We start from the raw sequence: 12,755 nt of genomic DNA, 5'->3' as shown, positions 1-12,755 counted from the left end.
ATGGGGAACAGGCATGGCACGCAAACGCAAGGGGCGCGATATTTCCGGCTGGCTGGTGGTGGACAAGCCCGCAGGGCTGACCTCGACCGCTGTCGTGAACAAGGTGCGCTGGGCGCTTGAGGCCAAGAAGGCCGGCCATGCGGGCACACTCGATCCTGAGGCGACGGGCGTTCTGGCCGTGGCCCTGGGCGAGGCGACCAAGACGGTTCCCTATATCACCGATGCGCTGAAGGCCTATACCTTTACCGTGCGGTTGGGTCAGGCGACCAATACCGACGACGCCGAGGGCGAGGTGATCGCCAGCAGCGATGCGCGCCCCTCGGACGAGGAGATCAAGGCAGCACTTGGCCAGTTCATCGGTGAGATCATGCAGGTGCCGCCGAAATTCTCGGCCGTGAAGATCGACGGGCAGCGCGCCTACAAGCTGGCCCGCGACGGAGATGAGGATTTCGAGATCGCCGCCCGCCCCCTGTGGGTGGAGGAGCTGGTGCTGGTGGACCGTCCCGACGCCGATCACGTTGTGCTGGAGATGACCTGCGGCAAGGGTGGATATGTGCGCTCCATCGCCCGCGACCTGGGCGCAGCACTTGGCTGTCATGGCCACGTCAAGGAGCTGCGCCGGATCTGGTCGGGGCCGTTCGACGCAGCCGACGGGCTCACGCTGGACGAGATCGAACGGATGCAGCGCACACCGGAACTCGACACCCACCTGCGCCCGCTTGAGGAAGGTCTCGCTGATCTGCCCGAGCTGAAATGCACCCCCGAAGGCGCCACCCGCCTGCGCAACGGCAATCCCGGCATGGTGCTGGCATCAAGCGTGGAATACGGCGACGAAGCCTGGGCCTCCTTCGAAGGCAAGCCGGTTGCCGTGGGCATCTACAAATCCGGTGAGCTGCACCCGAACCGGGTTTTCAACCTCTGACGCCCGCGCTTGCCCCTTTGGGGGCGCCGTGGCATCCCTGCCCCATGATCACCCGCAGCCATACCAAGGGCGATGCGCCCTCCACCGCCGTCTATTCCGACTGCGAAACCTATCGCTACAGCCTGACGCGGGTCTGGGATCCCGAAGGGGCAAAGGTGATGTTCGTGATGCTGAACCCCTCGACCGCGACCGAGGTGCAGAACGACCCCACCATCGAACGCTGCGAGCGGCGGGCGCGGGCCTTGGGATTCGGCGGCTTCCGCGCCACCAATATCTTTGCCATCCGCGCCACGGACCCGCGCGTGATGCGCGCCGCCGAGGATCCCGAAGGACCCGGCAATGAGGCCGCGATCCTATCCGGTGCCGAATGGGCGGATCGGATCATCTGCGCCTGGGGCACCCATGGCGCCCACCGCGATCAAGGCCCCCGAATCGAAGCCGCGCTGCGGGCGACGGGCCGCCCTTTGCATCACCTGGGCCTCAGCAAGCACGGTCACCCGAAGCACCCGCTCTATATTGCCTACAGCCAAGCCCCTTTGCCTTGGGAGTAATTCCCCCGCTTCCCACATCGGTAGCATCTTGTTTACCGATGTTCCCCATTTGTTTTGAATGCAAGGGCGCTCTGTGAGATGCTGTCAGACGATGTAATGCTGACTTGCGTGCTGTGGGGTGTGGGGTAATGTTCTGGTTGGCCGGTCTGTTGGGTCTCGTGGCTGTTGGCAGCGTGGTTTTTGTCGATTTCAGCGGCGATGACGATGCTGCGGATGACAGCCACACCGACGACATGCCTTCGGATGAAGGCAGCGATACCACCCCGGTGTCAGATCTTCTGGATCCCGATACCACTGATCCGGACAGCCCTGACCCCGATACGGGCGATACCGGCACGGATACCCCCCCGACAGAGGACACCCCCGAGGGGCTGACCCTGGAGGGCGACGACGATATTGATCTCCTGACCGGCAGCGATTTCGCGGATCTCCTCTCCGGAGAGGGCGGCGACGATCAGCTCAATGGCTATGATGGGGATGATCGGCTTGAGGGCGGAGAAGGTCACGACGTCCTGCATGGCGGCGAAGGCCGTGACACGATCGCAGGCGGCGAGGGTCGCGATCTGCTGCATGGCGAGGACGGCGGCGATCTGTTGACCGGTGATGCCGGGGATGACAGCCTTTACGGCCATTTCGGCAATGACACCCTAAGCGGCGGCGGTGCCGATGACCTTGGCCACGGCGGGCGGGGCAACGACCAGCTGGATGGCGGCTGGGGCCGTGATTCCCTGCATGGCAATGACGGCGATGACACGCTGGCCGGCGGCGCCGAGGAAGATGTCCTGTTTGGCGGCACCGGTGATGATCTGGTCTGGGGCGCCGATGACGGGGTCAGCAGCGATTTCCTCAATGGCGGCGATGGGGCGGATACCCTTGTTGCCGGCGCCGGGGATATCGTGACCGCAGGCGCCGGCGCGGATCAGATTATCGCTGGCGATCTGGATGACACCCAGGTGGCGGTGGATCTGGTGGATTACGACCCGGCCGAGGACCAGTTGATCGTTCTGTGGGAACCGGGCAGCGAACCGGAACCGGAAATCACCGTGGAAGAAAATCCGGACAACCCGGGCGAACAGATCATCCGACTTGACGGGGAAGAAGCGCTACGGGTGACCGGCGCGGCACCGCTTGATCCATCGGATATCCAGCTGATGGCGACCGACGATCCGGCCTTCCCGACGCTGCCCTTGCTCTGACTGCCGCGCCCTGGATCGCCTGCCGCGGTCGCGGGTGCGCTGCGCGGCTGAACTGAAACAACAGCCATGCCAACATCTCCTTTGCTTTTTGCCGCAAAACCTCCTATACGCGCCCATCTGCCGTGGAATCGCGGCGGATTTCTCCATGGGCCTGTGCTGGACGACATCCCGGCCTGCGCCATCCACTCTAACCTTATGAAGGAGACCCCGATGTCGATCACTGCTGAAGAAAAAGCACGCCTGATGAAAGAATTCGCAACCAAAGAAGGCGACACCGGTTCGCCCGAAGTTCAGGTTGCCATTCTGACCTCGCGCATCAACACCCTGACCGAGCACTTCAAGACCCACAAGAAAGACAACCACGGTCGTCGCGGTCTGCTGAAGATGGTTGCTCAGCGTCGTAAGCTGCTGGACTACACCAAAGGCAAGGACGAGGCCCGTTACCAGGACCTGATCCAGCGCCTGGGCATCCGCCGCTAAGCGCATCCTTTGCATTTCGATGCATCGCGCCCGTTCCTTTTGGAGCGGGCGTTTTTCATGGGCTATTCGAATGCCTGGCACCCTGCCTGCACTGTGGTGCTGAAATTTCCGCCTTCTTCTGCTGACAACCTGCTTTACCGGCCCTGAGGGCGCCATTGTATCACCCCTGTCACATTGCCGGATTAGCTCCAAGGCACAGCAAGGCAAGCGACGGGTTTTCGATGAGAGATTTGAAGGACACGCCAAGTGGCGACAAGGCACTGGCCGATAGCAGCAGTGACGATCAGGCCCGGATCTTGCGCAAGGAACTCGCCCGGCTGACCCGCGGCGCCTCCCCCGTTTCGACCGTCAACATGATCAGTGACTGGGCCTTGCATCTGGCCCTGGCGCCGGACAAGAAGCTCTCCCTCGCGCTCAAGGCGCAGGAAAACTGGCTGAAATGGATGGGCATGGGCGCGCAGGAAACGGCACAGGAGGCCCATGCCCCCAGCCAGCGTCCCGATCGACGCTTTGCCGGGGAGGCCTGGTCGAAACAGCCCTATTCATCCATCGCGCAAGGCTTCCTGCTGGCCGAGGAGTTTGCCGATCAGGCCACCTCGAACGTGCCGGGCCTCAGCCCCTCGCACGAGCGGGCGATGACCTTCCTGATGCGCCAGATGATGGACACGGTGGCGCCGTCGAATTTCCTGTTCACCAACCCCGAAGCCCTGGCCCGCACCGCGCAGGAGCACGGCAGCAACCTGATGCGCGGCGGGGCGGCCTTGTTTCGGGACTGGCAGGCGACGCTGGCCGGGGAAAAACCGCAGCCGCAGCTGCGGGTCGGGCAGGATCTGGCCACCAGCAAGGGCAAGGTGGTCTACCGCAACCACCTGATGGAACTGATCCAATACGAGGCCGTCACGGAAACGGTTCAGGCCGAACCGATCCTGATCGTGCCCGCCTGGATCATGAAATACTACATTCTCGATCTCAGCCCGGAAAACTCGATGGTGCGCTACCTGACCGAGCAGGGTTTCACCGTCTTCATGATTTCCTGGCGCAACCCGGGGGCCGAGGATGCCGCGCTTGGCATGGCCGACTACCTGCAACAGGGGCCGATGGCGGCGCTGGACCACATCTGCGCGGCGACCGGCGCGGGCAAGGTGCACACGGTCGGCTATTGCCTGGGCGGCACGCTGTTGTCGATTGCCGCCGCCGCCATGGCGCGGGACGGCGATGACCGGCTGCACAGCATGACCCTGTTGGCCGCGCAGACCGATTTCAGCGAAGCCGGAGAGCTGATGCTCTTCATCAACGAAAGCCAGGTCTCGTTCCTGGAGGATGTGATGGAGGCACAGGGCTATCTCGATTCGGGTCAGATGATGAGCGCCTTTCAGATGCTGCGCTCCAACGATCTGATCTGGTCGCATATGATCCGCAGCTATCTGATGGGCGAGGATGACCTGCCGATGAACGATCTGATGGCCTGGAACATGGACACCACCCGGATGCCCGCGCGGATGCATTCGGAATATCTGCGCAAGATGTTCCTCAACAACGATCTGGCCGCCGGGCGCTACCATGTGGATGGTCATGCCGTCTCGCTGCGCGACATCCGCGTTCCGGTCTTCACGGTGGGCACCGAAACCGATCACATCGCGCCGTGGAAATCCGTGTTCAAGATCCACAACCTGGGCCATGCGGATGTGACCTTCGTCCTGACCAATGGCGGGCACAATGCCGGGGTGGTGTCCGAGCCCGGCCACAAGCGGCGCCATTTCCGCCTGCACACCGTGCGCGACCAGGACAAGGCATTGCCGCCGGAAGACTGGCTGGAGGTGGCAGGCCGACACGAGGGCAGCTGGTGGCCCGCCTGGGCCGACTGGCTGGCGGCGCGCTCCAGCGGCAAGACGGCGGCCCGCGTCATCACCGCCGCGCTGGAAGCGGCACCCGGATCCTATGTGAGAATGGACTGAGCCATGTTTCCAACAGCTGATCTGCTGCGCGGCAAAAAGGGGCTGATTGTCGGCGTTGCAAATGACCACTCCATCGCGGCGGGCTGCGCCAAGGCCTGCCGGGCGGCGGGTGCCGATATCGCGCTGACCTATCAATCCGAGAAATCCCGGCGTTTCGTGCAGCCGGTGGCCGAGGCCGTGGAGGCCGATCTGCTGCTGCCGCTGGATGTGACCGACAGTGCGCAGACCGAGGCGGTATTCACCGAGATCGAGGACCGCTGGGGCAGGCTGGATTTCCTGCTGCACTCCATCGCCTATTGCCCGCGCGAAGATCTGCACGGCCGGGTGGTCGATTGCTCGCGCGAGGGGTTCGCCACGGCGATGGATATCTCGGTCCATTCGCTGATCCGCCTGGCCCGGCTGGCCGAGCCATTGATGGCGACGGGCGGCACCATCCTGACCGTGTCCTACCATGGGGCGGAAAAGGTGGTGGACCACTATAATATCATGGGACCGGTCAAGGCCGCGCTGGAATCCACGGTGCGCTATCTGTCGGTCGAACTGGGTCCCAAGAACATCCGGGTCAACGCAATGTCGCCGGGCCCCCTTGAAACCCGCGCCGCTTCGGGTATCGATCATTTTGACGCGCTGATCGACGACGCCAAGGCTCATGCGCCCCTGCACCGGCTGACCACCATCGAGGAAGTCGGCGCCCTCTCTGCCTGCCTGGTGTCGGATTTTGCCCGCTCGGTCAGCGGCAACACGGCCTATATCGACGGAGGACACCATGTCGTATGACGATGATGCCAACATGGAATATATCGAAAACAGGCCCTTCGACGAGATCGATGTGGGTGATCATGCCGAGCTGGTGCGCACCCTGACGGCACAGGACATCGATGCCTTTGCCGTCGTGTCGGGCGATGTGAACCCATCCCATGTGGATCAGGAGTTTGCCCAGGGCGATATCTTTCACCGGGTGATCGCCCATGGCATGTGGGGCGGCGCGTTGATTTCTAATGTGCTCGGCACCCGGCTGCCGGGTCCGGGAACCATCTACCTGAACCAGTCGCTAAAGTTTCTGAAACCGGTCGGCGTCGGCGATACGGTCACCGTGCGCGTCACCGTGGTTGGCAAGGACCTCGAAAAGAAGCGCCTGACGCTGGACTGTCTCTGCTCCATCGGTGAGGGTGAGCCGGTGATCACCGGTCAGGCCGAAGTCATTGCGCCGGACAAGAAGATCCGGCGCCCCCGGGTGGCGATGCCCGATCTGGTGATGCACCGCAAGGGTGCCACCTTCGACCGGCTGCTAGCCGCTGCGCAAGAGGCACCGCCGCTCAGCACGGCCATTGTTCACCCCTGCGACAAGACCTCGCTTGAGGGCGCGATCTTGACCCGCGATCTGGATCTGGTCGCGCCTATTCTGGTCGGACCGCGGGCACGCATCGAAGCCACCGCTAGGGAGGCGGGCTTTGACCTGACGGGGTTCGAGATCATCGACACCCCGCACAGCCACGCCTCTGCCGAACGCGCGGTCGAACTGGTGCGCCAGGGCCGGGCGCGGGCGCTGATGAAGGGCGCGTTGCATACCGATGAAATCATGTCGGCGGCGGTCTCCAAGACCAAGGGGCTGCGCAGCGAACGCCGCATGAGCCATATCTACGTGATGGACGTGCCCACCTATCCCAAGCCGCTGCTGATCACCGATGCGGCGATCAATATCGCACCGGATCTGCAAACCAAGGCCGATATCGTGCAAAACGCCATCGATCTGGCCCGCGCCATCGGGATCGAGACCCCGAAGGTGGCGATCCTGTCGGCGGTGGAGACCATCACCCCGCGCCTGCAGTCCACGGTCGAGGCCGGCGCCCTGTGCAAGATGGCGGATCGCGGCCAGATCACCGGCGGTCTGCTGGATGGGCCGCTGGCCTTTGACAATGCGATTTCGATGCGCGCCGTGGCCAGCAAGGGGATCATCTCCGAGGTGGCGGGCCAGGCCGATATCCTGGTGGCCCCCGATCTGGAAGCGGGCAATATGATCGCCAAGCAGCTGATGTATCTGGCAGGTGCCGAGGCGGCGGGGATCGTTCTGGGCGCGCAGGTTCCCATCATGCTGACCAGCAGGGCCGATGACAGCCGCACCCGCGTGGCCTCGGCCGCGATTGCCGCCCTTTTCAACCAGGCGACACGGCCATGACCGCGATCCTGACGCTCAACGCCGGCTCTTCTTCGATGAAGTTCGCGCTGTACCGCAGCGCGGCGGAACCTGTGCAACTGCTGCACGGTCAGGTGGACGGCATCGGTCAGGCGGCACGGCTGGTCTTGCACACGCAGGACGGCAAGACCGCCCAGCCGGTGGCCTCCCCGGATCATGCCGCTGCCCTGGAGGCGGTGATGCAGGCGCTGGCGCCGCATATGAAGGGGCAGGAGATCGCAGGGATCGGCCACAGGATCGTGCATGGCGGGCCGGATTTCGCCAAGCCAGTGGTGCTGAGCACAGAGGTTCTGCAGGCGCTCACCAAGCTGGAGCCGCTGGCGCCGCTGCATCAGCCGCATAACCTGGCTGGCGTTGCCGCCGCCAAGGGAGCCTTCCCGGATGCCGTGCAGGTCGGCTGTTTCGATACGGCCTTTCACCGTGATCACCCTTGGGTGAATGACACTTTCGCCCTGCCGCGCAGCTACTATGACGAGGGCATTCGCCGCTACGGATTTCACGGGCTCAGCTATGACTATGTGACCGGGGTGATCGCGGAACGCTTCCCCGACCTGCACCAGGGCCGCATCATCGTGGCCCACCTGGGCAATGGCGCCTCCATGTGCGCGATCCGGCAGGGGCGCAGTGTCGGCTCGACCATGGGGTTCTCTGCTCTGGATGGCCTGCCCATGGGCACCCGCTGCGGGCAGATCGATCCGGGCGTGGTGCTGCATCTGATCGACCAGCGGGGCATGTCTCCGCAGGACATCACCAAACTGCTGTATCGCGAAAGCGGGCTGTTGGGCCTGTCCGGCCTGTCATCGGACATGCGGGATCTGCTGACCTCGGACCGGGTCGAGGCGGCAGAGGCCATCGACTATTACGTCTTCCGCGCCCGCCGCGAGATCGGCGCTCTGTCTGCGGTGCTGGGCGGGCTGGATGGCCTGGTGTTCTGTGGCGGCATCGGCGAAAACGCCAGCCCCATCCGCCAGCGCATCGCCGACGGGCTGGGCTTCCTCGGCATTGGAATTGATCCGGAGTTGAACCGGCAAAACGCGGAAGATATCGGCACGGGATCGACCCGCGTGATGATCATCCCGACCGATGAAGAACGCATCATCGCCCGCGCGGTTGCGGCTGAACTCTAGGCGCAGACCTTATCCCACGGGTGCAGCTTCGTTCTCTGGTGGCACCAGCCTCTTGCGGGCGGTATTGGTTATGTTATTACATGCCATATCCTCACGACTCTCTGTATGCCCATGCCCCGTTCCTCTCGTCGCAATCTTGGTTCCACCGGCCTGCCCATCCGCAAACGGGCGGGGGATCCGATGGCGAGTTATGACCGCTTGCCGCCTGAGTTGCGCAGCTGGATGCAGGCTGCGGCGCTGCCGTGGTCGCCAAGATCCTGCCGCAGCATCTGGATGAAGGTGAAACAACGCGGCGGCTCGGATGCGCAGGCCCTGGCCCGGCTGCAACAGGTGGAAACCGCCATGCTGAAACGCGCGGCACAGGAGCAGGGGACAAGCGACCCGCACGGCCAAAGCTAAACGCTCGACAAATCGTCAATCTATCAGGCGCTTCTGGCGCTTTTACTTTCAATCCAAGGCAAAGTGATGTAAGGGCCGGGCATCTGAGACGTTGCGCCATGGCCCCGGCGCTCGAAAGAAAGATACAAGGGGGCCGGCGGCAATGGGGCCGCCACGCAAACGGGAGACCCGGGATACGCCTGGGAGAGCTCCCACTTAGGATGCTGATATGTTCAACGTTACGAAGAAATCGATGCAGTGGGGCGAGGAAACGCTCACACTGGAAACCGGCAAGGTTGCCCGCCAGGCAGACGGCTCTGTGATTGCCACCCTCGGCGAAACCTCGGTGATGGCAAACGTCACCTTTGCCCGCCAGCAAAAACCCGGCCAGGACTTCTTTCCCCTGACCGTCCACTACCAGGAAAAATACTACGCCGCGGGCAAGGTCCCCGGTGGCTTCTTCAAGCGTGAGGCCCGCCCCACCGAGAAGGAAACCCTGACCGCGCGTCTGATCGACCGTCCGATCCGCCCGCTGTTCGTCCCCGGCTTCAAGAACGAAGTGCTGGTGATGTGCACCGTGCTGAGCCACGATCTGGTCAATGACCCCGACATCGTCGCAATGATCGCCGCCTCGGCCGCGCTGACCATTTCCGGCGCGCCCTTCATGGGTCCGATCGCCGGTGCCCGCGTCGGTTTCGAGGATGGCGAATACGTTCTGAACCCGACCGTCGACGACATGCAGGATCTGCGCCTCAACCCCGAGCAGCGCCTCGACCTGGTTGTGGCCGGCACCAAGAACGCCGTGATGATGGTGGAATCCGAAGCTTACGAGCTGACCGAAGCAGAGATGCTGGGCGCCGTGACCTTTGCCCACGAGCAGATCCAGCCGGTGATCGACCTGATCATCTCGCTGGCCGAAGAAGCTGCGAAAGAGCCCTTCGACTTTGCCGCGCCGGATTACTCCGAGCTCTATGAAGCGGTCAAAGCCGCCGGTGAAGAGCAGATGCGCGCCGCCTTCGCGATCACCGACAAGCAGGAGCGCACCGCCGCTGTTGCCGCCGCCCGCGAAGCCATCAAGGAAGGCTTGAGCGAAGAACAGCTGGAAGACGCGAACCTCGGCTCTGCCCTGAAGAAGCTGGAAGCAGGCATCCTGCGTGGTGACGTGGTCAAGACCGGCAAGCGTATCGACGGCCGCAAGACCGACGAGATCCGCGATATCGTGTCGGAAACCGGCCTGCTGCCGCGCACCCACGGTTCGGCCCTGTTCACCCGCGGTGAAACCCAGGGTCTGGTGGTGACCACGCTGGGCACCGGCGATGACGAGCAGTTCATCGACGCGCTGCACGGCAACTTCAAATCCAACTTCCTGCTGCACTACAACTTCCCGCCCTACTCGGTTGGTGAAGTGGGCCGCGTGGGTTCGCCCGGCCGCCGTGAAATCGGCCACGGCAAGCTGGCATGGCGCGCGCTGCAGGCGGTTCTGCCCGCAGCAACCGACTTCCCCTACACCATCCGCGTGGTCTCCGAGATCACCGAATCGAACGGCTCCTCCTCGATGGCATCGGTCTGCGGTGGTTCGCTGTCGATGATGGACGCGGGCGTTCCGCTGAAGGCGCCGGTGGCCGGTGTTGCCATGGGTCTGATCCTGGAAGACGACGGTTCCTACGCGATCCTGTCCGACATCCTGGGTGACGAAGACCACCTCGGCGACATGGACTTCAAGGTGGCTGGTACCGAGAACGGCATCACCTCGCTGCAGATGGACATCAAGGTCGCAGGCATCACGCCCGAGATCATGGAGAAAGCCCTGGAGCAAGCCAAGGCCGGTCGTCTGCACATCCTCGGCGAAATGGCCAAGGCCCTGTCGGAAACCAACGCCTTCTCCGTCCATGCTCCGCGCATCGAGACCATGAACATCCCGACCGACAAGATCCGTGAAGTGATCGGTTCGGGCGGCAAGGTCATCCGCGAGATCGTCGAAGTGTCCGGCGCCAAGGTCGACATCAACGACGATGGCGTGATCAAGATCGCCTCCTCCAACGGTGAAGCCATCCAGAAGGCCTATGACATGATCCACGCGATCGTGGCAGAGCCGGAAGAGGGCGCCATCTACAAGGGCAAGGTCGTCAAGATCGTCGACTTCGGCGCCTTCGTGAACTTCTTCGGCAAGCGCGACGGCCTGGTGCACGTCAGCCAGATCGAGAACCGCCGCCTGAACCATCCGTCGGACGTTCTGAAGGAAGGCCAGGAGGTCTGGGTCAAGCTTCTGGGCTTTGACGATCGTGGCAAGGTACGCCTGTCGATGAAAGTCGTCGATCAGGAAACCGGCGAACCCGCCGCGCCTGAAAAGAAAGAGGAAGCCGCGGACTGATCCGCAGCCTCGTCTAGACATCGAAAGGCCCCGCTGGCAACGGCGGGGCCTTTTCTTTGCCGTCGGGCATCCTCACAGATCCAGCGAAAGCCGACCGCCCTGGAAAGACCCTCTGATCAAATGACCGGGGGTGCCGATTTCTGGATGATCCTCGCTCCAGTCGCGGTAACGGTCGTTGGTCACAATCCGCGCGCCAAGATCCCGGGCCGCCATCAGGATTGCCGGATCGGCGGGCGTGCCCTTTGGTACAACCATGACCCGGTCACGCGGCAGGCCCAGCGCCTTGGCAAGGCTGCCATCGTGCATGTAGCTGCCGGACAACAGGTAGCCTGCATTGGCGTCGAAAATCACACCAGGAGCGTAGCCTTCTGCTGTCAAGCAGGACACGACCTCGCGAACGGTCTCCAGCTGCGGCACGCCATCACGCCAATGCATGACGTTTGATCCATCCAGCACGACGGGCTGTCGAGTGTCTGCCGCCTTCTCCCTGGCAGCAATGGCACGGATCAGAAGGATCAGACTGGCCAGCACCGATGGCAGGCTCAGCAACAGGAGATCCTGCAGGCCGGGCACCATGATCGCCACCAGGGTCGCCGCAATTGAAATGGAAAAAAGAACAGCCTGAACACGCATAGGGCGACCCTACGCCCGACACCCGGCAAGTCAATCCAACATCGCGGAAACGGCGCGCTTCCTTCGCTGACCAAAGCGGTTTAAGGCTTTTGCTCATGCACTCCTTGATCATCCACATGTCCGGCAATGCCAAACGCGCCGCAAATGTCGAACATCTGCTCTACACTTTGCCGCATGCCGAAGTGGCAGAGGCCGTGAACGGCCGCGACGCCGTAGCCCACAGGCTGCATCCGCTACGCAAAGGGGATTTCTATACGCCACGCTATCCCTTTCCCCTGTCACCGGGCGAGGTCGGCTGCTTCCTGTCGCACCGGACGTGCTGGCAGCGGATCGTCGATGAGGGCTGGGACCATGCGCTGATCGTCGAGGATGACCTGTCGGTGGAGCCGGAACTTTGGCAAACAGCGCTATCGCTGGTGGAAACCCATGCCGATGTCGACAGTTTCATCCGCCTGCCCGCCAAACGGCGCGAAACCCCGGTCGCAAGCATCGATCAGAACGGCGCCGCCAAGCTGTTCCTGCCCCGCGTGATCGGTCTGCAGACGGTGGCGCAGGTGGTGGGGCGCAATGCGGCGGCAAACCTTCTGGCCGCCAGCACCACCATCGACCGGCCCGTGGATACGTTCTTGCAGATGCACTGGGTGCACGGCCAGCGGATCCAGACCATCCTGCCCAATGGCGTATCAGAGCTGACCGAGGCGTTGGGCGGCTCCACCATCCAGAGCAAGAAAGGCGGCAACAAGCTGGCGCGCGAATTCAAACGCGCACTCTACCGCGCCCAGGTCGCGGCCCGCCCACAAAAGGGGTAACAGTCGGACCGGCCTGGCATCGCCACTGTCATCATTCCACAAGCAAACCCAGCATCAGCCTACGAACCAGCTGGCGGACCGCGTTTCTTCATTTGCCCGCGGATTTGCCTGCGCTAGAAAGGTCCGTTGTATCATATTG

12 protein-coding genes are annotated in these 12,755 nt (G+C 63.1%); 11 read left to right on the top strand and 1 reads right to left on the bottom strand.

Annotation, left to right across the window (positions count from 1 at the left end; genetic code table 11):
- The first annotated feature begins 13 nt into the window (after positions 1–13).
- The 10 genes from truB to pnp all read left to right on the top strand — a co-directional run bounded on the left by truB (position 14) and on the right by pnp (position 11,174).
- A complete protein-coding gene (gene truB, locus PXK07_RS04710; RefSeq protein ID WP_274847039.1) occupies positions 14–922 on the top strand; it encodes a tRNA pseudouridine(55) synthase TruB in 909 nt (302 codons plus the stop codon).
- Positions 923–966: 44 nt separating this feature from the next.
- Positions 967–1,473, top strand: a complete 507-nt coding sequence (locus tag PXK07_RS04705; RefSeq protein ID WP_274847038.1) for a DUF1643 domain-containing protein — start codon at positions 967–969, stop codon at positions 1,471–1,473.
- A 128-nt stretch (positions 1,474–1,601) separates the two neighbouring features.
- Complete coding sequence (locus PXK07_RS04700) at positions 1,602–2,669, top strand: calcium-binding protein (RefSeq protein WP_274847037.1); 1,068 nt, start codon at positions 1,602–1,604, stop codon at positions 2,667–2,669.
- Positions 2,670–2,879: 210 nt separating this feature from the next.
- Positions 2,880–3,149, top strand: coding sequence for a 30S ribosomal protein S15 (gene rpsO / locus PXK07_RS04695; RefSeq protein WP_274847036.1), 270 nt, complete (start codon positions 2,880–2,882; stop codon positions 3,147–3,149).
- Between the two features lie 221 nt (positions 3,150–3,370).
- Complete coding sequence (locus tag PXK07_RS04690) at positions 3,371–5,104, top strand: PHA/PHB synthase family protein (protein WP_274847035.1); 1,734 nt, start codon at positions 3,371–3,373, stop codon at positions 5,102–5,104.
- Between the two features lie 21 nt (positions 5,105–5,125).
- Entirely contained in the window at positions 5,126–5,881 is a 756-nt protein-coding gene (gene fabI, locus PXK07_RS04685) for an enoyl-ACP reductase FabI (RefSeq protein ID WP_274847096.1), read from the top strand.
- Complete coding sequence (locus PXK07_RS04680; RefSeq protein WP_274847034.1) at positions 5,871–7,280, top strand: bifunctional enoyl-CoA hydratase/phosphate acetyltransferase; 1,410 nt, start codon at positions 5,871–5,873, stop codon at positions 7,278–7,280. The genes fabI and PXK07_RS04680 overlap by 11 nt, the downstream gene beginning before the upstream one ends.
- The gene (locus PXK07_RS04675; RefSeq protein ID WP_274847033.1) at positions 7,277–8,425 is read left to right on the top strand and encodes an acetate/propionate family kinase; all 1,149 of its coding nucleotides are present in this window, start codon (positions 7,277–7,279) and stop codon (positions 8,423–8,425) included. Before PXK07_RS04680 ends, PXK07_RS04675 begins: the two co-directional genes overlap by 4 nt.
- 111 nt (positions 8,426–8,536) lie before the next feature.
- The gene (locus PXK07_RS04670; protein ID WP_274847032.1) at positions 8,537–8,824 is read left to right on the top strand and encodes a DUF6525 family protein; all 288 of its coding nucleotides are present in this window, start codon (positions 8,537–8,539) and stop codon (positions 8,822–8,824) included.
- A gap of 208 nt (positions 8,825–9,032) precedes the next feature.
- Positions 9,033–11,174, top strand: a complete 2,142-nt coding sequence (gene pnp / locus PXK07_RS04665) for a polyribonucleotide nucleotidyltransferase (RefSeq protein ID WP_274847031.1) — start codon at positions 9,033–9,035, stop codon at positions 11,172–11,174.
- Between the two features lie 72 nt (positions 11,175–11,246).
- Here pnp and PXK07_RS04660 read toward each other — a convergent pair whose 3' ends face one another.
- Entirely contained in the window at positions 11,247–11,807 is a 561-nt protein-coding gene (locus PXK07_RS04660; protein WP_274847030.1) for an NYN domain-containing protein, read from the bottom strand.
- Positions 11,808–11,902: 95 nt separating this feature from the next.
- Here PXK07_RS04660 and PXK07_RS04655 point away from each other — a divergent pair, with 95 nt between their 5' ends.
- Entirely contained in the window at positions 11,903–12,616 is a 714-nt protein-coding gene (locus PXK07_RS04655; protein WP_274847029.1) for a glycosyltransferase family 25 protein, read from the top strand.
- Positions 12,617–12,755: the final 139 nt, after the last annotated feature.

It is taken from the genome of Phaeobacter sp. QD34_24 (assembly GCF_028890115.1).
GTDB lineage: Bacteria > Pseudomonadota > Alphaproteobacteria > Rhodobacterales > Rhodobacteraceae > Phycobacter.
The sequence above is the reverse complement of the archived record's forward strand: the minus strand, read 5'-3'. Positions and strand labels throughout refer to the sequence as shown.